Source organism: Paenibacillus sp. J22P90 (assembly GCF_059692195.1).
On sequence record NZ_JCAUAY010000001.1, the window covers coordinates 1163631 to 1184557 of the forward strand.

Genomic DNA, 20927 nt, shown 5'->3' on the forward strand with positions numbered 1-20927 from the left:
AGCCTGCTTGTCAGTGCGTTTACCTAGCACCCACATATATGGGTTCACTACTAGTTGTTAAATTGAATCACCTTATGCTCGTATCGGCCCAGCGTCAATGGACCCTCAGGGTAGCGTGCTCCTGTTAGCGGATCAACGCCATTGCGTGGTAGCGTCACGCTGCCGCCTGCTCCGTCCATGTTCACCACAACCCACACCTCGCAGCCATCGCCACGTCTAGGAGCGACAATCGTCCCTGCGGTCACATCCGTGCGCACGGTAACGCCTGCATCATCCGCATAACGCGTGATGAGGTTGTTCAACAACTGCTCGCCTTCTTCGCCAGTCGGCATGGAGCCAAGCATCACGATCTTGCCTTTGCCATACGCGCGCTCCGTAATGAAAGCATGTCCCACCGCTAAGCCTGTTTCAATGGTGCCAACAGCCGTCGCATCCTTCGTCTCGAAGACGGAGCTCCAAAGCGAGAGCGGCGCTGCAACGCCAAAGGCAGTTCCGATTGTGGAGCTGCTGTCCATTGGAAACGTGTAGACTGTTTCCACACCAGCAAGCTGCTCCAATTCGCCTAGCGCAGCATTCGTATGCATCGTGTGCTCCTCCGTGCGTCCACCAGAGAGAGGGCCAACAACCCACACACCGCCATCAGCTACGAACGCTTCAGCACGCTTCATAAAGTCAGAAGAGATGTAAGGGAGGAAAGGTGTGAAGAGCAGCTTGTAGCCGGTTAATTCAGCACCTTCCGGTACAAGATCACGGTGAATCCCCAGATTCAGGATCCGTTCATAGAAGCTGGTCACCAGACCGCGATGATTCAGCTTTTGATGCGGTTCCGTTTTCAGGAACGCTTTGGAGCGATCCGAATAGGTCATGGCCACTTCGGCTTGCGTCGGGCGAGTCGCTAGTATTGTGGCTTCAATCTCTTGTCTAGCTTGCTCGACTTCCAGCACATTCGGGAAGCCAATCGTAGGCTTGCCCCACGTGCTAATGACCGAGCCATGCGGCTGTTCGCAGCCTGCGCGCTGCTGTCTCCACAGCCAATAGCAGAAGGCTTCTGCCCCAAGCGCATAAGCGGCAACCGCTTCGGCTTTGAGATAGCCGTTCGGATGCGGCTTCGCATAGCTCGCAAGGGAGGCCGCATGGGAGGGACTCGTCTCCATAATCCAATAATCCCGTCCGCGCTTAAAGTTCCGCCACAGGTCATTATTTAATAAGTAGTTCGCTGGATGATCATACGTCGCATACGTATCGAAGGAAGCAAAATCCAACTCTCGGAATAAACGCTCATTATCCACACTGAAAGCAACGCTGCTGTTGTGCGTGATCGGCGCATCAGAGAATTGTCGGATGATCGCCGCTTGTTCATCGGAAAACTGAGCAATTTTCTCCATTGAGAATAGTTGATACATCGTGCTGAGCGAGGAATTATGTAAAAATGGCACAGGGCCAGGCTGCGGTACTTGCTCAAAGCTGTGGTAGTATTCGCTCCAAATTTGTGTGCCCCACGCCTCGTTTAACTTTTCGACGGTCTCGTAACGGGCTTCAAGCCATTCATGCCATTGCGTCCGACAGGTGCCACACATGCACTCGGACACATGCGCCTTAAATTCATTGTCGATCTGCCAACCGATCAAGCCTGGCAAGCGGCCAATGGCCTTCGCGATGTGTTCGGTAATGATCGCCGCCTTCTCGCGGAAATAAGGATGATTCGTACAAGCGTGCTGCCGTGAGCCATGACCCATGACTTGCAGCTGCTCGTTCACATACATCCGTTCAGGATGCCCGTGCGTGAACCAAATGGGGGGGGTGGGCGTTGGCGTACACATCACCGTGTCAATTCCATTTTCATGGAGCAACTGCACCATTTTCACAAAGAAACTAAGATCGATATTGCCCTCGGTAGGCTCCATATTGGACCAAGCGAATTCACCAATTCGCATAACATTCATACCTGCTTTTTTCATAAGCTCAATGTCTTGCTCTATGACCGATTGATCCCAAAGCTCCGGATACCAGGCCGCACCGTGATATAACTTGTTTCCCATTTCATCAACCATCCTCATCTTCTAAAAGTTAGTTTCTACTATAAGTGCTATTATCCGCAGGGGCAATAACACATTTTTGCTGGAAATATTAGGGTGTTTCAACTGTTTTGACGGGTTTGCACTTTCTTGATACAAGGTGAAAATTAGCGGTTGGAAGGGCTTACAAGAATGTCTGATTGGCGGTAAATTCATCGGCGTGCATAATAAGGCTACAAACGCTCACAAGGCGATCATGACATGGAGGTGAAAAGGATGAAGCAGGCTGCTGCTCCTAACAGCAGAGAGATTGTTCAGATGTCCGAGTCAAAAGGACATCGCAGGTCGCAAGTATGGGCAAGGTTACGTAAAGATAAATGGATCTACCTACTTTTGACGCCAGGCTTACTGTATTTCCTTATTTTTAAATATGTGCCCATGTGGGGCGTGCTGCTTGCCTTTAAGAATTATCAGCCTTTTCTAGGCTTTTGGAAGAGTGAATGGGTAGGGTTAGAACACTTCCGAGTATTTTTTCAAAATCCCGAATTTTTCATGCTCCTCCGCAACACATTATTGCTTTCCTTATATAATCTGGTGTTTTACTTTCCGGCACCGATTATACTTGCACTCTTACTAAATGAGATCAAAGTAAATTTGTATAAAAGAACGATTCAGACTTTGATTTATGTGCCGCACTTCATCTCCTTAGTCATTGTGGCCAGCTTAACCTATGTCTTCCTAACTACGGAAGGCGGACTCGTTAACGAGCTCTTACAGAAGTATTTCGGTTATAAAATCAACTTCTTGGCGACGCCAGAATGGTTCCGGCCGATGATCATCATGCAAACGATGTGGAAGGAATGCGGATTCGGAACGATCATCTTCTTGGCTGCACTAGCTGGCGTAGATGTTGAGCAATACGAAGCAGCCATTATGGATGGGGCCAATCGCTGGAGACAGCTGTGGCACATAACGCTGCCATCGATTCGCAGCACCATCGTTATCTTGCTTATCCTGCGGATGGGGGACATTCTGGATAATGGCTTCGAACAGATTTTCCTTATGCTGAATCCTTTAAACAGGGATGTCGCTGAAGTATTTGATACCTATGTATATATGATGGGGATTACACAAGGCGCGTTTAGTTATAGTACGGCTGTTGGCTTGTTCAAAGCAGTCATTGGCGTCATCTTAGTACTTGGCGCGAACTGGACGGCTAAACGGTTCGGACAATCTGGCATTTACTAATACGAATTTTATAGGTAAAGGAGGAGAGAGGTTTTGGCAAAGCAATATAAGAGCGTTTCCGGAACCATCTTCGATGTAAGCAACTATATCGTGCTGGGTGTCATTGGAATTGTTGCCATTCTGCCATTTCTATACGTTATTGCAGGATCATTTGCATCGGACGCAGAGTTGACGCAGCGTGCGGTATTCCTCATACCGGAAACATTTACATTGACGGCTTATAAGTTTATTTTTTCGACGGATACGATTGTGAAAAGCATTGGTGTATCGCTCTATGTCATGGTCTTCGGTACCTTCGTTAATCTATTCTTCACGGTGACGATGGCTTATGCGTTATCGAAGCGGAATTTAATGGGACGAAACACCGTGTTAAATCTAATTATTTTCTCGATGCTATTTGGCGGAGGATTAATTCCTACCTATCTCGTTATTCGCGAGCTTCATATGCTGGATACGTTCTGGGCATTGATGATTCCAGGTGCGATTAGTGCTTTTAACTTGATTATTGTTAAAAACTTTTTCCAAGAGCTCCCACCAGAGCTGGAGGAAGCAGCAAAAATCGACGGCTGTACAGAGCTCGGTCTTCTATGGCGAATCGTACTGCCCTTATCGATGCCTGTTCTGGCAACCTTCACGTTATTCTATGCGGTTGGCCATTGGAACAACTTCTTCTCTGCTTTGCTGTACATCAACGATCCGGCCAAATGGCCGCTGCAAGTGATGCTCAGACAGATTGTCTTACTTTCACAGGCTGCAGCTGGAGATCTCAATTCTATGGATCCGAATTTCGTCAAACCGCCCGAGCAATCCATCAAGATGGCTGTTATCGTCGTGGGCACCATTCCTATTTTGTTTGTCTATCCGTTCCTGCAGAAGCATTTTGCTAAAGGGGTCTTGATTGGTTCGGTCAAGGGGTAACGGATTCAGATAGAGGCAAGTCCATATTCTAAAGGAGGCATGTTTAGATGAAGAAAAATGCGAAAAAATGGGTAACTGTAGCAACTGTAGGAACAGCAGTAATGACGACAATTGCTGGTTGTAGTAGTGACAAAGGCGGTACAGCAACACCTGCTGCATCAGCTTCCGCGACACAAGCGGCTGCACAGACGAAGGCTCCTGAGAACTTAGCTCCGCTTGATTTAAGTATCATGCTTCCGATCTTCAAAACGAATTTTCCGAAGGACGATGGCCCTGTTACGACTGAAATTGAGAAGAAAACGAATACGAATATTCACCTAGAGTGGGTGCCAAACGCATCTTATACGGATAAGTTCAATATTACGTTGGCTTCAGGGAAGCTGCCGCATATCATTTATGTTGGCGATGTGAAAAATCCAAGCTTCGTAAACGCTGCTAAATCGGGTGCGTTCTGGGAAATCGGCAAGTATTTGAAAGATTATCCGAATCTCAGCAAAGCAAACCAAGTTATTATGAACAACTCATCCGTTGATGGGAAAAACTACGGTATTTACCGTGGACGTGCGCTTGGTCGTAATGGTATCAACTATCGCAAGGATTGGTTGGAAGCGGTTGGTATGCAACCTCCGAAAACCATTGATGATTTCTACAATATGTTGAAAGCGTTTAAAGAAAAAGATCCTGACAAAAACGGCAAAGATGACACATACGGCATGGTATTGGTCAAATGGACAGGTCAATGGGCAAGCAGCTTTGATATTATGAAGCTTTGGTTCGGATCACCGAACAAATGGGGCATCGTGGATGGCAAGCTTGTACCTGAGCATCAAACCGCAGAGTATCTGGAAGCGCTTAAGTTTATGAAGAAGCTATATGATGAGAAACTGATCAATCAGGATTTCGCCGTGTTTGATTCAGCGAAGTGGAATGATCCAATTGCGAACAATCAAGCAGGGGTCATCGTTGACGTAACCGATAATGCTGCACGTATGGATGATAAAATTCATGCTGCACTTGCCAAGGATGGCAAAGATAATCCGAACATTCATTATGTCGATAATATGATTGGTGTGACAGGTAAGAACGGTTTGAAAGCATCGCCGACTTCCGGCTTTGCAGGTATTCTAGCCGTTTCGAAATCCACTGTGAAAACAGAGGATGAGCTTAAACGCGTGCTGAAGTTCTTGGATCAAATGAATGAGCCGGATCTTCAAACATTAGCTGGTTACGGTATCGAAGGCAAGCATTATACAAAAGATGGCGACGCACTTGTAGTGAGCAAAGATACAGCGCTACTTGAATCTGAAGTAGAAGGCTTGAACCAGATGCTGCCATTTATTCCGGAAGATCGCGGTTTGAAAGTGAAGCAAACACCGCTTCGTTTGCAAACGACGAAGATCCAAAAAGAAGCAGAAGCGAACATCGTGGCTAACCCAGTCGAGCCATTCATCTCCACGGTTTACTCGCAAAAAGGTCAACAACTGGATAACATCATCAACGATGCGCGTATTAAATTCATCGTCGGTCAAAGTGACGAAGCAGCTCTGAAAGCAGCGTTCGAAACTTGGAAGAAATCAGGCGGGGATGATCTTGTGAAGGAAATGAACGATTTGTATGCAGCTACAAAGAAATAAGCAAGTTGAGTAATGTAAAGGGCAAAGGGACTGCTGAGCAGTCTTCTTTGCTTCTTTGCGCTCTAGACGAAGAAAATCGAGTCATTATTGTGAAGTTATCAATCTATTAGATATTTATACCTAAATCTATTAGATATTTATACCTAGTTATTGCAAATATGAAACAATTTTGGTACATTAGTCTCGCAATGTGTAGTATATATACAACTATTCCTTAGGAGGGCCTTCGTTGTCCAAAATCAAAGTACCAACTCTACTATTAGCTGTAAATTTTATCAACTAGAGGTGTAAAACTTGTATACATTAGCACTCGAATCTGTTCAAGAAGCACATTATAAGCAAATTGGCTCCAAGGCGAGGCATTTGGCTGAAATGTTGCAACGAAATATCCAAGTACCTGGCGGCTTTGTGATTACTTCGAACGCCGTAGCATTATTTTTGCAACAACATGCGGATTTGCTTCATGCAGATCAATCGCAAATTCATGCGAGAATTGTAGATGCAGAGCTGCCGGAAGCCATTCAACAAGAAGTGCTGCAAGCCTATGAAAACCTGTGCGCAAGACGGAATCAGAAGGATATTGCGGTTGCGGTACGATCATCATCTGTGCAAGAAGATCTAGAGAGCGCTTCATTTGCCGGTCAATACGAGACTTTGTTAAATATTAAAGGAAACGTGGCACTTATACAAAGTATTAAACAAGTCTGGGCTTCGATGTTTACGTCTAGTGTCGAGCAATATTTGGAGCATAATCATCTCGCTTTAGATCAGAGCGGAATGGCTATCTTGGTGCAAGAAATGGTTTTTGCTGATGTGTCAGGCGTTATTTTTAGCGAAAATCCAGTGAGTCAAAACCCGGATGAGCTCATTATGAATGCAAGCTATGGCCTAGGAGAGGCTATCGTCTCGGGACTCGTTACACCGGATACATTTTATGTGAATAAAAATACATTAGCTCTTCAGAAAGAGCTTGGATGTAAAGAAATGAGAATTGTCGCTGGACCTCAGGGCACTGTTGAAGAAGAGACAACAATGGAGGCTCAAGATACGTTCTGCTTATCAGATGAACATATCGTAGAGCTTGCGCGCGAGACGAAAAAAATAGAGTCATTCTATGGGAACGCTCTAGATATTGAATTCGCTGTCGTGAAAAATGACATCTATATCTTGCAAGTCAGGCCGATAACGGCATAAAAATTTAGGAGGATGAAGTATGGTTAATACATCAACATTTCGCGAAAAAGTTATATTAAGTGAGGAACAAAAGCAGCAAGGATTCTGGGTGCTCGATGATGTTCATTTCGTAGGCGCATTAAGTCCATTGTTCGCTTCTTTTGAAGCGCCTGCGGTTACGGAAGGCACTCTCAAAGCGTTTGAAACTTTAAAATTACCGATTCGTCAATTTAACGTTCGTATAGATCAAGGCCGTTATTATCAAGAAATTGTACCGCATCCCGAAAGTATCGAGAAGAGGTTAGCTGAGCATAAAGAAACGGTTCAACCTTTGTTGCCCATCCTGAAAAAAAGACTGTTTGACTATGTGGATAATGAGCTCATGCCTTTTTATCAAAAGTTGGAAGTGTACCGTAATGAGAGCTTATCATTAATTGAAGCGAAAAATCGTGTGTTGGAGCTATACGGTTTTTACATCAGAGCTTGGGAGTTGCATTTTGAGATAGTTTTACCGAGAATGTCAATCAGTATGGCTTTAGAAGAATTGTATCAGGCGTTGACACAAAGCAACGAGACGAGTGTTGTGTATGAAATGTTGACTGGAGTGATGAACAAAACGCTAGAATCCGACCAAAAGTTGTGGAAGCTAGCGGATCTGGCCAAAAGCTCAGCTTATTTACAGCGAATTTTATTACATACGTCGCCGGATGACATGCAATCCGAGCTTGAATCAACAGAGGAAGGACGAGCGTATTTAACGCAATTGCTAGATTACCTTAATGAATTTGGATATAGATCGGGAAATTCACATGAATTTATGGATGAAACATTAATTGAGAATCCCGCAAAAACGCTGGAGGTAATCGCGACCTACATGCAGAAAGATTACAATTTCGATCATGAATTTAATCAGCTTGTACAGCAGCGTGAAGCAAAAACAGCTCAAATCTTGACTTCCATGCCGGATGGAGAGCTGAAACAAATATTCACACAAATACATGCATGGGCTTTAGAGAGCTGGGGCCTTGATGAGGATCATCATTTTTATATCGATGCAATGTTACCTGCGAAATCTCGTCTATTCTTGTTGAATGTAGGGGGCTTACTTGTTGAGCACCAGGTCATCACGCAACCAGAAGATGTGTTTTACTTGTATTTGGATGAATTGCTAAATATTTTGGACAATCCCTCTTCACAAGCTGCTCTAGTACAAGAACGTAAAGCGGAATATGAGCGCAATCAATTGCGACAAGCACCACCTTTTTTCGGAACACCGACCGAAATGACAGAGCCAGATCCCATTGTGGATCGGATATTTGGTTTAAAAAGACCTGATGTTAACCAAGAAGAGCAAAGCTTCAAAGGGTATGCCGCTTCTAAGGGCACATATACAGGTGTCGTCAAAGTGGTAAAAGGGAAAGAAGATTTCGCTAAATTACAAAGCGGCGATGTTTTGGTTTGTCGTACGACAACGCCTCCGTGGACAGTCCTGTTTTCAGTTGCAGGTGCGATCGTTACTGATGCAGGGGGTATCTTATCTCATGCGGCGACGGTAGCTAGAGAGTATCAATTGCCATCAGTAGTTGGATCTAAAGTGGCAACTTCATTACTTAAAGATGGCGATATCGTCACGGTGGACGGTACGAATGGTGTTGTGTATTTTGGAAAAAAATAAAACGAAATTATTGCTTTTCGTTATATTAATAGGGACTTTCTTAGTCCCTGTTAATTCTACGATGATTGCTGTAAGTTTGCCGAGTATAGCTGAAGCGCTTCACCGGAGTATACTTTCAGTATCTTGGATGATATCCATTTATTTAATGATTATGGTGGTCTTGCAACCGATTGCTGGGAAACTAGGAGACATGTACGGCAACCGAAACGTTTTTTTAATAGGGATGGGTTTGTTTTTATTTTCATCAATCGGCTGTGTGTTTGCAGAGCAATTATCGTGGTTGATTGTTTTTCGTGGCGTGCAAGCGATAGGCGGGGCTCTTGCTTCTCCGAATGCGAGTGCGATGATACGTCACGTCACACCGAAGGAGCAAATGGCCAAAACATTTGGACTGTTCGGTTTTATCATGGGTATAGGCGCAGCGATCGGACCTTTAATCGGTTCGATGTTAATTGGAATATGGGGATGGTCTTCAATCTTCTGGTTTAATGTGCCGTTTGCGATCATTTCGTTAGTCGGTGGTTTTTTCTTATTGCCGAGTATCCAGGGTGAGCAGAAGAGCAAATTGGACATCGTCGGATCAGCGCTATTAGCTATCAGTTTGGCCGTTTTAGTTCTTATCGTTATACATGTCGAGTATTTGAATGTGTGGACGATTGGAATATTTATCGTCTCAAGTGTACTATTTGCGAGACAGGAAATGAGAATTACTTTCCCGCTTATTCAATTTAATTTATTCCGAGTTCGTGCATTCAGTGGGGCGAACGTTTCCATTTTTTTGAACAATGCAGTCATGTATTGTACGATTCTGGTGATGCCTATCTTTTTGCAAAAAGAGACGGGGCTTAGTTTGAAAAGCGTCGGCGTCCTTTTATTTGTTTTTTCGATTAGCATGTCGTTATTTTCGGGGCTTGGGGGCGTATTATCTAATCGTTTGGGCACACAAAAAACGATTATGATATCTTTTGTTTGTTTGGCAGTGTCCAGTTTGACGTATCTGCTCATGTTCAACACACATTCGGTGTGGCTGATTTCGCTTCTCTTTGTGCTTGGAGGCGCTGGAGCTGGCTTCGGTACAGCTTCGATGCAACCGGCCTCATTGAACTCTGTTCCCAAACAAATGTCAGGTGTGGCGTCTGGGGTTTATATGACATTTCGTTATATGGGCGGTTTACTAGCTTCGATATTCGCAGCACTGTTCATTGATTACCACTTGTTATTTTATACGTTATGTGGACTATCACTCGTAGGAGTCGCTGTTGCTGGGCTAATGTTCGCAAGCGTAGAAACGAAACGTGTTCCGATGAAATAAACAGATGTGCTTTGCCTCCCAATCCTCCGTTCACGTTCATATTTTCATGTAAAAGCAGGCGCAATATGCTCCTGTTTTTTTATGTTCAAAAAACCGATGAGAAAGACGACCAAAAAGTCGGAAAAGTAATGTAAATCCACTGGAAATTAACTTCCTTTTCCCTGCTATTCGGTATACGCTCAAAGTTGAAGTCGTCGCTCCAAACTAAACTTTTGAACGGTTGGTGAGAGCATGTTACGAGCCATAACAGAGAAACTAGCAAAAGGATTACAGAAGACCCTTGGTGGACAAGGACGCTTCTACAAAAAGAGTCTAATTACCATATTTATTGTTTCGGGTATTCCAGGGCTATTAATGGGCGTGCTCGTGTATTGGATGGCAGGCGGGCGGGTTGAGAGCGAGCTGCTTCAGCTGCATTATCGGCAAATTGAACAGCGATCGCAAAATATTGATGATCAATTAGGCAATTTGGAGTTGCTGCTCTCCCATTGGGCATTTGATAATAAATTTGACTATAGCTTAAATGGATATGATTTTGTTAGGAATTTTGAACGAACGCAGGATATTACGAGAACGCTCGTCGCGATGCAGGGCTCAAATGCGATGGTGAAAAATGCAGAGCTTTATGTGGGTGGATCAAGCTCTGTTTTGTTCAATCCTGAATATATGAAATTTGATGGACGTACATCCGCTGCGGCCTCAAGATACGATCCGCTCATCCACGGTCAACATTCGACCTACTGGACGCAGTGGTCTTTCGATGCGAATCGTCCTGAGAACAAGGATTTGACACTTGTGCATCAAATTCCCGGCGGTAGCCTGAATCCTTTTGGCGTGTTAGTGTTTCGCTTTGATAGTCAAAAGGTGGCAAATATGCTCAATACATTGACGCCGTATGAAGGCGGGGAGACGTTCCTAATCCAGAACGCGGGCGAACTCTTTGTCTCAGCAAACGGGAATACGTCATCCTCTCCTTTTGTAAGCGCATTACGTGACAAGATTGCCACACTGAAAGGCCAAAAAGGTTCCTTTTTTATCGATTGGAATGACACTACATATACGGTTTCTTACGGCAGCTTAGCGAGAATCTCTGAGGATTGGACATACGTGTCGGCATCACCGATTTCAAATATTACGTCGCCAGTTGTTTTTATTTCTAAGCTGATTATTACGGTAAGTCTTGCTGTGCTGCTGCTTGCGGCTATACTTGCCTGGTTGGCATCTCGACGCATTTATTTGCCAGTCAAGCGACTGGTTTCGATATTAGGGGGAAGCCCTTCTGTCAATCCACAGTGTGAATTCACAATGCTGGAGTCGCAATGGATGCAAATGCATAATGAGAGCTTGGCGCTGAATTCGAAGTTGACGGAACAGCTGCCACACTTGAAGGACAGCTTACTGCATCAATTGCTGCAGGGATATTTGAATGCGTATTCAGAGGATGATTTGCGCATACGAATGGAGCGTTTTAAGTGGGATGTGAAGAATAAGCAATTCGTTGTCCTATACGTCCAGTTAATCGGGATGTCAAGTGTGGAAGGGAACTTCCGGCTAGGGGAAGAAGGGCTTGTTACCTTTGCGGCCGTGAATATGATTGAGGAGCTGGCTTCCCAATATTTTGATCAGAGTCATACGCTCAACTTTCATGATTTAACAGCGGGTATTCTGCTCATTTTACCTGAAGATGGATCCTATGCGGATGCCTGCCAAGCCTTTAGTGACGAGTTAAAGCAGTCGATTAATCGTATTCTGAAAATGCGTATGACGATGGCGATCAGCCGTCCAGTGCCTTTGATTTCAGAAATTCCTATGGCCTTCGAACGGGCCAAGCAAGCGGTTAGCTATCGTTATTTTGAAAATGTGAATCAGATTATTGATATGGAGCATGACAATTTTGCAGGAGATGAAGACATGGAATTGCAATATCCGTTTGCACAGGAACGGGAGCTTATTCAAGCTTTACGGACAGGAAAAGAAGGGGAAGCAAGCGAACTGCTAGTGTCTTTCCTAGAGGTTTTATCCTGCAAAGGCGCCAAGGAAATTGAGGTTCAACAGGGAATGCTGCATTTACTTGGCAATGTTCAGCACGCCATCATGGTGTCTGGCATTAACCCGAACCGCTTGTTCAAAGGCGCGAATTTGTATGAACAGCTTTCTCAAATTCGGGAATCGACAAGAATTCTTGCATGGTTTCAGGAAAAAGTGCTGAAGCCTTTTATGAAAGAGATGTCAGGACGTTCTGACGCACAAGTGAAACGGATTATTGAACAAGCGATGATTTATTTGCAAAACAATTATAGACAGGATATTTCACTTGATAATTGTGCAGAGCATACGGGGACGAATCCGTTTTTCTTAAGCAGATCTTTTAAGCAAGTCACCGGCAAAAACTTTATTGATTATCTGACGGAGCTGCGCTTGGACAAAGCGAAAGAGCTGCTGCGGGAATCGGAAATGAAGATTAACGATGTCGCCGATCAAGTGGGATATCAGCATACGTATTTCAATCGCATATTCAAAAAGCTGGAAGGCATGACGCCAACGCGCTATCGTGAGCTAAGTCGGACTTCCTAAACAATAATGTACTAGTTCGCCAAAAAAGTGCAAATTGCCCGATCATGTCTTCGCAATAATGTGCGATTGTTTGCAAGCGCTTCTCTTTCTACAATAGGGCTACATGTGAAAAGGAGATGATCGCTTGGCTTCGGATATGGCAATTAAGCTGCGTTGGTTAAACAAAGAGGCAACTAAGCCTGTAGGGATAACTTGGGGAATACCTTGGCGCGAGGGCGAACTCGGACGTGAGGAATCTTTGCGTCTGGCTACGGCTGACGGAGAGGAAGCTGTACCGGTGCAAAGCTGGCCGACGGCTTTCTGGCCTGATGGCAGTGTGAAATGGTCAGCTCATGCGGCGACGGTACCATCTGGCACATCAGAAGGATTTGCGATTCGAAAAGGAGAAAGTGCTGCTTCCGACTCTCGTATTCTCGTAACGGAAACAGAAGATACTATCACGCTGGATACAGGTGTCATGATTTGTACGTTAGGCAAGAAGGGGAAGCGATGGCTTCGCAGTATTGTTCGCGACGGTCAGGAGATATGCCGCGGCGGCGTGCTGGTTTGCCTGAAGGAAGGGCAAAGCGAGGCATCTGGCGTTCGCATTAGCCGTGAGGAGGCGTTCGAAAGCCGAGTTTTGCGGGCTGTTGTTGAACAGAGTGGCCCGATCCGGGCAGTCGTTAAGCTGGATGGCAGGCTTCGCTCGACAACAGGTACTAGAGCTTGGTTGCCTTTTACACTGCGTCTATATGTGTATGCGGGGCAGGAAACGATTAAACTTGTGCATACCTTCCACTATGATGGCAATCCCCATGAGGATTTCATCAAAGGTTTAGGCATCCGCTTTGCAGTACCTATGAGAGGGGCGCAATACAATCGGCATATTCGGTTTGCAGGTGATCGCGGTTATTTCAGTGAGTCGCCGAAAACCTTACATACCCGTCGAACAAAAGGGAAATATCGCGAGTTATTTGAGCGTCAAACGAATGGTGAATTGACAAATTTTGATCCTGCTGAGGACGCCTATTTCCTCGGGTTGCTGGATGATTCAGCCACGTGGGATAGCTTTAAGCTAGTGCAAGATTCCTCTGAGCATTATCGGATTTGGAAGCGGACGAAGGCGGGCTGCAGCTGGGTGAAGGTGACGGATGGCGCGCGGGCTGGCGGACTTGGCTATGTAGGCGGAGAAGGCGGTGGTTTGGCGGTTGGGCTGCGTCACTTTTGGGAGAAGCATCCTTCCAGCTTTGAAGTGCACGGGACAGCATCGTCAGAGGCTGACTTTACAATTTGGTTCTGGTCACCTGACGGGACCCCGATGGACCTGCGACATTATGATACAGAAACCCATGTGGAATCTTCGTATGAAGGGGCGGAAGAGCTTCGCGCGACGCCTTATGGGATCGCGAATACGAGCGAGTTGATGCTCTGGTGTACGGGTAAAACGCCAGCTCCTGAGGAGCTGCAGCACATGCAGGAGGAAACGCAGCATCCGTCGCTGCTCATTTGTGAGCCTGCGTATTATCACGTGTCAGGCGCGTTCGGCTATTGGAGCTTGCCGGATCGCAGCCATAAAGTGAAAGAGCAGCTGGAAGATCGGCTGGACGGCATTATCGCCTTTTATCAAGCGGAGGTCGAGCAGCGCAAGTGGTACGGCTTTTGGGATTTCGGCGATTACATGCATAGCTATGACCCTGTAAGACATGTGTGGAACTATGATTTAGGCGGCTGTGCTTGGCAAAATACAGAGCTTGCGCCCAATATGTGGCTGTGGGTGATGTTCCTCCGCACAGGTCGAGCTGATATTTTCCGCATGGCGGAAGCGATGACTCGGCACACAAGCGAAGTGGATCTGTACCATTTTGGCGAATATGCGGGACTTGGTTCGAGGCACAATGTTGTGCATTGGGGCTGCGGCTGCAAAGAGGCGCGAATCGGAATGGCAGGCCTTCATCGGTACTTCTATTATTTGACTGCCGATGAACGTATCGGGGATATCATGGATGAAGTGCGTGATTCGGATTTCACGACAGTGAACTTAGATCCGATGCGCGCGTATTTTCCGAAGGATGAGCATCCGACACATATCCGAGTTGGACCGGATTGGGCAGCTTTTAGCTCGAACTGGATGACCCGGTGGGAGCGCTATGAGGATACAACGTATCGGGACAAAATCCTGGTGGGCATTAACTGTATTAAGGATGCCAACTATGGGCTGATCTCAGGACCAACGTATGGTTATGATCCCAAAACAGGCGTGCTATCGCCGCTGGGTGACGATAATTGGGGCAGACATTTGGCCATTTGTATGGGTGGACCTCAGGTTTGGTTCGAGCTTGCTGGCATGCTGAAGGACCCCGAGTGGGAAGACATGATGGCGGAGCTAGGTGTGTATTATAACCAAACACAGGAACAGAAAGATAAGCTGACGCAAGGTCAGATTTCTACGAAAAATTTCGAGCATCCTGTGCTAAGTGCAGCAATCACAGCGTATGGCGCATTTTATAAGCGTGATGACGAGACTGCTGAGAAGTGTTGGTCTATTTTGCTCGGAAACGCGTTTGCAAAAGTTGATCTTCAGCAGGAGGCTTCCATCGTTACGCATGTGGATACGTTGCAAGAGATCGATTGGATGAACACGAATGAGGCTGCTCAATGGTCATTGAATACGATCATCGCACTTGAATTAATCGCGGATTGGCTACCTCAATCGAAAGATAAATAGGAGGTTATGACTGTGGAACAAACGAGCAAGAAGCCTTATCTGATAGGTACAGTAGATATACGTTCTGCCGGTCCGCGCTGTAAAATGCTGCTAGGCGACCTGAACGGTGACGGTCGGATGGAGATGCTGCTAGTGCATCCTGACAATCGTCAGGACGTTCGCTATATTCCGCATCAGGTGCAGTGCCTGACGGCGTATGATTTGGAGGGCAATCTGCTGTGGCAGACAGGACAGCCAGATGAGGGAGCAGGGAGTGCGGGGTCGGACTATCCCGCACAAATTGCTGACATCGACGGCGATGGTCAGTTAGAAGTATTATGTGTGATGGATGGGCAATTTCTCATCCTGAACGGAAAGAATGGCGAAGTGAAAGCCACACATAAGCTGCCGCACGAGCATGCCCATGATTGTATCATCGTGGCGAATTTGACAGGCGGGGACTATGCCAGTGATATTATCCTGAAAGACCGCTATCACACCATGTGGGCATTTGATCGTCATTTTAACCTATTATGGACGCATGAAGGAAACCCTGGTCACTTCCCATGGGTCTATGATTTGGATGGGGATGGCAAGGACGAAGTCATGGCTGGCTACGATTTGCTGGACCATGATGGTCAGAAGCTGTGGAGCTGTCAGGATCTCGAGGATCATGCCGACTGCATTTGGGTTGGCGATGTGAATGGCGATGGACAGCCAGAGCTGGTAATTGGCGGAAGTGTGACGGTGATGTATGACCGTTTCGGCAAAGAGCTGTGGCGTTATGAGGGTTCAATTGAATCGCAGCATATCGCTTTGGGCAGATTCCGTAGCGATAAGCCCGGTTTACAAATAGCAGGCTTGGATCGTCTCGTGCGGGAGGATGACGGGAAGGGCTTGAAAGGGAAAGACGCTTTATTTCTAATAGACAGCGAGGGTCAAGAGATTTGGAAAGAAGATCGGAAGACGGATGGCTGGCTGACGATTATTGAGCCGCTTCGTGGCTGGGAAGTGGATGGCGCCGATCTCATCTTGGCCTATCGAAGAGGCGGTGGCGTCAATCCAACTTTGTATGATGGCGAGATGAACGCTGTTGTTGAATTTCCCCTAAACGGATACGCTGTGCATGCCGATGTATGTGGAAGCGGGACAGAGCAAGTCATTATCTTTAACGATGACATCGCTGCCATCTATGCGAGCGGGCCGCTTGCACTGCGTGAAGGGCTATCCGGTACACAACTGCCGCAGCCTAAACGCTTGTCCAGCTCAACCTTATATCCAGGCGGAGAAATTCCGTTGTAAAACAGAAAGGAATTCTACGATGACACAGGTAATGAAGTTCGATTTTGGAGTAGGGGAACCAGAGTCAGGTTACACCAAGATTACTCCGCAAGTCGAGTATGAGAAATCGGTTGGATATGGCTTCAGCAATGTGAAAAATGTGCATGCCAAGGATCGAGATGAGCCTGGCGCGTTGCGCAGAGATTTTTGTATACCACTGGATACTTCCTTTCTGGTGGATGTACCGGACGGGACGTATCGCGTGACCATCCTCCTTGGCGATGAGATCGCGGAAACTGAGACGACGATTACCACAGGTGAAGGAAGACTGTTGCTGCATAAGCAGCGTACATCTGCGGGGCATTTTGTTCGTACAAGCTTTTCCATCTGGGTTAGTGACGCACAGCTTAAACTGAATTTCACAGGGAGAGCACCGCGTATTAATGCGATGGAAATCGAGCCTGTGCCTACGGCTTGTACGCTGTTTTTAGCAGGGGATTCAACGGTCACCGACCAACCAACGAGTGGGTATCCGTATGCGGGATGGGGACAAATGCTCCCTCTATTCGTCAAAGCAGATGCAGCGGTAGCCAATTATGCATTGTCCGGCCGCAGTTCGCTCAGCTTCATCCGCGAAGGTGTGTTGGATTTGATTTGGGGCCGCATCAAGCCCCATGATTACTTGCTCATCCAATTCGGTCATAATGACCAGAAGCCCGATGAAGCGAGATTTACTGAGCCGTTTTCCAGCTACAAGGAAACGTTGAAAATCTATATTGATGGCGCCCGGGAGCGAGGCGCATATCCGATTCTGTTCACGTCCGTGCAGCGACGATTCTTCGAAGAGGATGGGACACTGCGTGATACGCACGGCGATTATTTGATTGCGATGCGTGAGCTGGCGGCGGCTGAAGAAGTGCCGCTGATCGATCTGGCCGCAAGCAGCAAGGCCTTGTTTGAAGCGCTAGGACCAGAGGGAACCAAACGTCTGTTTATGTGGTTGGCGCCAGGGGAATTCATGAATTTCCCTGATGGTGTCGAAGACAACACCCATTTCCAGCAGCAAGGCGGGATCGAAATCGCGAAGCTGGTTCATGCGGGGTTGAAGAATTTGAAGCTGCAGCCGCTCAGCTTGTATTTGCGGTAGTGAAAAGGAGCTAAGCGCTGTTGCGCTTAGCTCCTTTTTATGTCGTGCTCCTGCTGGTGCAACCCACTAGGCACTTCACTTGCACCGCGCCAGCACCCTGCTCCCGCCGCCAAAAATGCAAAAGTACACTTATTTTCGAGAGGATTGGCTGAAAATAGCGAAATGAGTGCGAAAAGGCATCTTTGAGGACCGTTTCGGCCCCCAAATGAGAAATGTCGGTAGAAATAGTTGCACTTTCGCATTTATTTCCAACTGAGCACTACATGCAGTGAAAAAGGATGCTTTTTTGCATTTTTAGCGTGCTGAGATTATTGAATCGTAATCTTCGTGATTACAGCACCTGTGCCTTGCAGGGTAATGGCGTGATTTTGCACCAAATTCGAGATGTTGCCTGTAATGGTGACGGAAGAAGAGACGTTATACGTGGTGGTCACGTTACTGCCATTGGTGCCAGTTTGGTTGATGGTGATGGTGGCAATTTTGCCTTGATTCGTAAAGGTTACGCTGTTAAATGTCCCCGAAACACTAAAATTTTGATTGTTGCCGTTTGTGAGCTGGGTGACTTCCGTATAAATGGCAGAATTGTTATAAGAGCGAATTTTCACAACGTCTCCTGGCTGCAGCGCGGATCCGCTCACTTGCACACCGCTGCGGTAGACGAATGCTTTGTCGTTCAAGGCTATGGCTTGTGCTTGATTGCCGTTCACAATAACGAGCAGCGAATTCGTAGCCGAGATGATTGTGCCAGTGAGTTGGGCAATGGTAGGCTGAGTAACAGCTGTGCCATCCGCACGCTGAAGAACTTCGGCATGGAGCACAACGCCGTTATAGTAATGCACCTTAATGACTTGCCCTGGCAGCAGGACGCCGCTCGTTGTTTGAGCGCCATCCAAGTAGATGGATGTGTTGGCGTTAAGCTGTAGGCTGTAGGATTGGCCGCCACTCGTCAGCGTAAGCAGGTTATTACTGATTGGTCCAGTAATCGTTCCCGTCATTTCACCTGTTGAGGTCACTTGTGTCACACTCTTGGTCACTTCAATGACAGCGATTGAGTTATTGTAGTTGTAAGTTGTCAGGACATCCCCGACCTGCAGCGCAGAAAGATTCGTAAACGCACCGTTCTTGTACACGATCGCGTTACTGCCCAGCGGAAGTCCTTGGAGCTGCGTACTCGTCGTTAACAGCAAAACATTATCGCTAATCGGGTAAGCCATCGTACCTGTCACAACAGAGGCGTAATTCGTTGGTGTTCCGCCTGTGCCAACAGATTGTGTCACTTCGACATAGCTGACGCCGTAGTTGTAGGATCGCGTGGTCACGATATCGCCAATTTGGATGCCTGCGGCCGTAGTAGGTGAACCGTTTCGGAAGTAAAGTACATTGGAATTGATGGGAAGTGAAATCGTTTGTCCATTGCTTAAAAGGGTGAGGGTACTACCTGTGATCGCTGCAGCGACCATGCCGGTTTTCACACCAACAGCCTGAGTTGGCGTTGTCGGGTTGCCACCGCTTGGCTGGGAGACCTCGATGTAAATGACGTTGCTATCGTAGGAACGAAGCTTCAGTACGTCACCGATTTGCAAAGCTGCTGGGCTTACTTTGGCGCCGTTTCGATATATAAACACATTGGCATCAAGCAGCAGATTAAGCGTTTGTCCGTTGCTGCGAACGGTAAGCAGATTGCCGCTGACTGGCGCTAAAACAGTTGCAGAAATTAACCCGTTAACGCTGTCTGGCAATTGATTGCCTGCGCGGTCTAACAGAGCGGCGATTTGAGCGCGAGTTACGAGTTGTTTCGGACGGAATGTATTATCTTCAAACCCATTCACAAGCCCTTTATCAACGGCGACCTTGACATATCCGACCGATCCGGCAGGTACGCTGGAGGCGTCGGAAAAAGGAAGCCTTGCATTCATGTTGGCTTCTGCTTCGTTCTGAAGCTTCAAAGCTTTGATGAGCAGCGTTGTTGCCCATAGCCGATCTGCCGGCTGATTCGGATTGACATTCGTATCGGATTCGGCGAATAGATCATTTTCAAGCGCAACAGCTACGTAGCCGACGGCCCATGAAGGCACACTCGCAGCATCGTGGAAATTCAGCTTAGTCGCTTTCTCTTCATCGGATTCTGCTTGATCACGCAGCCCCATTAAGCGTACGGCTGCTGTAATCGCTTCGATGCGAGTGACCGTTTCTTGCGGTTTAAAAGTACCATCTGGATACCCGTCGAAAATGCGCCGAGAAACTAAACTCATGATGTAGCTTAAAGCCCAATCGAATTCTTTGCCCTTAATATCTTTGAAGTCAAATTTAATGGGTGCTTGCGGGCGTTTGTTGGAGCTCCAACGTGAGTTGTTGTTGCGATCGTCATCTTTGTGGTCGCGACCGTTCTGAGCGAAAGCGGTTGTTCCTGTGGTCAACAGAAGTGAGAGGGCGAGCGTGGGGACAAGCAGTTTTTTCATACGCGAATGCTTCATCTTTTTCTTCTCTCCTTAATAAAATATATGAGTAGAAAATTGCATGCTGCGGTGTGATCTTGAGGTAGATAATCGTACTACATTAATTCGGAGGCAGATGGAGTTTTCTGGGTGTTGATTGTTAAAAAAAGGAAAATACACAATTGCGTTTGGCTAAAAGTAGTTATAGGCGAGAAGCTTGGCCGTTTCCACGTATGAATACGTTGAATTTGGTTGCGTTTGCAAGATATCGCGGCTACATAGAAGAGGATTTTCAAAGATTGTGCCGTAAACTTCGGTCTTATTTTCAAAAAAAAGTAATATATTTTTCTTAAAACATACATCAACGAGAAGGAAAATAAACCTTAATGAAGTAAGTAATAGAAATGAAATATTTCAATCTCATTGATCTCGTCTACTGGTCATTCACCCGTCCAAATTCCTAGCATAGTATGTAGGAAGGTGGTGATGAAAAGTGACAAATACAATTGAGGGCTGGATAATTTACACGTTTTGGGGCATTTTCGGCTTCATGTTGATTGATTTTCTGATTGCATTCTTCAAATCCTTTTGGGAAGGCTCGTTTGGTCCCACACTCGTGCTAGGTTATTTGAAAGATGTCCTATACTATGTGCTGCCACTGACGGTTCTATTATCTATGATTGCATTTGATCCTACAGGATGGATTGTGGTGATTTTTTACTTCATTTGCGGTCTCGCTGTAATGATCAAGTATGTGCTGGATATCATTAAAAGATTCCAATAATCTTGCCTGAGGCCCTGCTTCATGCAGGGTCTAGAACTTAGTTTTTTT

The 20927-nt window shown here is 46.4% G+C and carries 13 protein-coding genes; 11 read left to right on the forward strand and 2 right to left on the reverse strand.

Annotated elements, in window-relative coordinates; all coding sequences use genetic code 11:
* Positions 1 to 50 precede the first annotated feature (50 nt).
* Positions 51 to 2039: a beta-galactosidase gene (locus AC58UX_RS04085; protein WP_497249812.1), complete on the reverse strand. Its 1989-nt coding sequence runs from the start codon at positions 2037 to 2039 to the stop codon at positions 51 to 53.
* Between the two features lie 294 nt (positions 2040 to 2333).
* On the opposite strand from AC58UX_RS04085, the gene AC58UX_RS04090 reads away from it, so the two are divergent.
* The 10 genes from AC58UX_RS04090 to AC58UX_RS04135 all read left to right on the forward strand — a co-directional run bounded on the left by AC58UX_RS04090 (position 2334) and on the right by AC58UX_RS04135 (position 17660).
* Complete coding sequence (locus AC58UX_RS04090; protein ID WP_497250058.1) at positions 2334 to 3263, forward strand: ABC transporter permease; 930 nt, start codon at positions 2334 to 2336, stop codon at positions 3261 to 3263.
* 33 nt (positions 3264 to 3296) lie between these two features.
* On the forward strand, positions 3297 to 4181 hold the full coding sequence (locus AC58UX_RS04095) for a carbohydrate ABC transporter permease (protein WP_497249813.1): 885 nt from the start codon (positions 3297 to 3299) through the stop codon (positions 4179 to 4181).
* A 47-nt stretch (positions 4182 to 4228) separates the two neighbouring features.
* A complete protein-coding gene (locus AC58UX_RS04100; protein WP_497249814.1) occupies positions 4229 to 5815 on the forward strand; it encodes an extracellular solute-binding protein in 1587 nt (528 codons plus the stop codon).
* A 294-nt stretch (positions 5816 to 6109) separates the two neighbouring features.
* A complete protein-coding gene (locus AC58UX_RS04105; RefSeq protein ID WP_497249815.1) occupies positions 6110 to 7009 on the forward strand; it encodes a PEP/pyruvate-binding domain-containing protein in 900 nt (299 codons plus the stop codon).
* Positions 7010 to 7028: 19 nt separating this feature from the next.
* On the forward strand, positions 7029 to 8663 hold the full coding sequence (locus AC58UX_RS04110) for a PEP-utilizing enzyme (protein ID WP_497249816.1): 1635 nt from the start codon (positions 7029 to 7031) through the stop codon (positions 8661 to 8663).
* Entirely contained in the window at positions 8635 to 9975 is a 1341-nt protein-coding gene (locus AC58UX_RS04115) for an MFS transporter (protein ID WP_497249817.1), read from the forward strand. Before AC58UX_RS04110 ends, AC58UX_RS04115 begins: the two co-directional genes overlap by 29 nt.
* A gap of 231 nt (positions 9976 to 10206) precedes the next feature.
* The gene (locus AC58UX_RS04120) at positions 10207 to 12549 is read left to right on the forward strand and encodes a helix-turn-helix domain-containing protein (protein ID WP_497249818.1); all 2343 of its coding nucleotides are present in this window, start codon (positions 10207 to 10209) and stop codon (positions 12547 to 12549) included.
* Between the two features lie 136 nt (positions 12550 to 12685).
* Positions 12686 to 15253, forward strand: coding sequence for an exo-rhamnogalacturonan lyase family protein (locus AC58UX_RS04125; RefSeq protein ID WP_497249819.1), 2568 nt, complete (start codon positions 12686 to 12688; stop codon positions 15251 to 15253).
* Between the two features lie 84 nt (positions 15254 to 15337).
* Positions 15338 to 16534, forward strand: a complete 1197-nt coding sequence (locus AC58UX_RS04130) for an FG-GAP-like repeat-containing protein (RefSeq protein ID WP_497250060.1) — start codon at positions 15338 to 15340, stop codon at positions 16532 to 16534.
* A gap of 19 nt (positions 16535 to 16553) precedes the next feature.
* Positions 16554 to 17660, forward strand: a complete 1107-nt coding sequence (locus AC58UX_RS04135; RefSeq protein WP_497249820.1) for a rhamnogalacturonan acetylesterase — start codon at positions 16554 to 16556, stop codon at positions 17658 to 17660.
* Between the two features lie 308 nt (positions 17661 to 17968).
* Here AC58UX_RS04135 and AC58UX_RS04140 read toward each other — a convergent pair whose 3' ends face one another.
* Entirely contained in the window at positions 17969 to 20134 is a 2166-nt protein-coding gene (locus AC58UX_RS04140; protein ID WP_497249821.1) for an S-layer homology domain-containing protein, read from the reverse strand.
* A gap of 454 nt (positions 20135 to 20588) precedes the next feature.
* On the opposite strand from AC58UX_RS04140, the gene AC58UX_RS04145 reads away from it, so the two are divergent.
* Positions 20589 to 20879 (forward strand): hypothetical protein, encoded by a 291-nt coding sequence (locus tag AC58UX_RS04145; RefSeq protein WP_497249822.1) that lies wholly within the window; start codon positions 20589 to 20591, stop codon positions 20877 to 20879.
* The last annotated feature ends 48 nt before the right edge of the window (positions 20880 to 20927 follow it).

What these genes read in the sequence shown, in the direction of transcription:
- AC58UX_RS04090 (WP_497250058.1), top strand. Translation starts at nt 2,334, where the DNA reads ATGTCCGAGTCAAAAGGACATCGCAGGTCGCAAGTATGGGCAAGGTTA.
- AC58UX_RS04085 (WP_497249812.1), bottom strand. Translation starts at nt 2,039, where the DNA reads ATGGGAAACAAGTTATATCACGGTGCGGCCTGGTATCCGGAGCTTTGG.
- AC58UX_RS04120 (WP_497249818.1), top strand. Translation starts at nt 10,207, where the DNA reads ATGTTACGAGCCATAACAGAGAAACTAGCAAAAGGATTACAGAAGACC.
- AC58UX_RS04110 (WP_497249816.1), top strand. Translation starts at nt 7,029, where the DNA reads ATGGTTAATACATCAACATTTCGCGAAAAAGTTATATTAAGTGAGGAA.
- AC58UX_RS04115 (WP_497249817.1), top strand. Translation starts at nt 8,635, where the DNA reads ATGGTGTTGTGTATTTTGGAAAAAAATAAAACGAAATTATTGCTTTTC.
- AC58UX_RS04135 (WP_497249820.1), top strand. Translation starts at nt 16,554, where the DNA reads ATGACACAGGTAATGAAGTTCGATTTTGGAGTAGGGGAACCAGAGTCA.
- AC58UX_RS04140 (WP_497249821.1), bottom strand. Translation starts at nt 20,134, where the DNA reads ATGAAGCATTCGCGTATGAAAAAACTGCTTGTCCCCACGCTCGCCCTC.
- AC58UX_RS04125 (WP_497249819.1), top strand. Translation starts at nt 12,686, where the DNA reads ATGGCAATTAAGCTGCGTTGGTTAAACAAAGAGGCAACTAAGCCTGTA.
- AC58UX_RS04130 (WP_497250060.1), top strand. Translation starts at nt 15,338, where the DNA reads ATGCTGCTAGGCGACCTGAACGGTGACGGTCGGATGGAGATGCTGCTA.
- AC58UX_RS04100 (WP_497249814.1), top strand. Translation starts at nt 4,229, where the DNA reads ATGAAGAAAAATGCGAAAAAATGGGTAACTGTAGCAACTGTAGGAACA.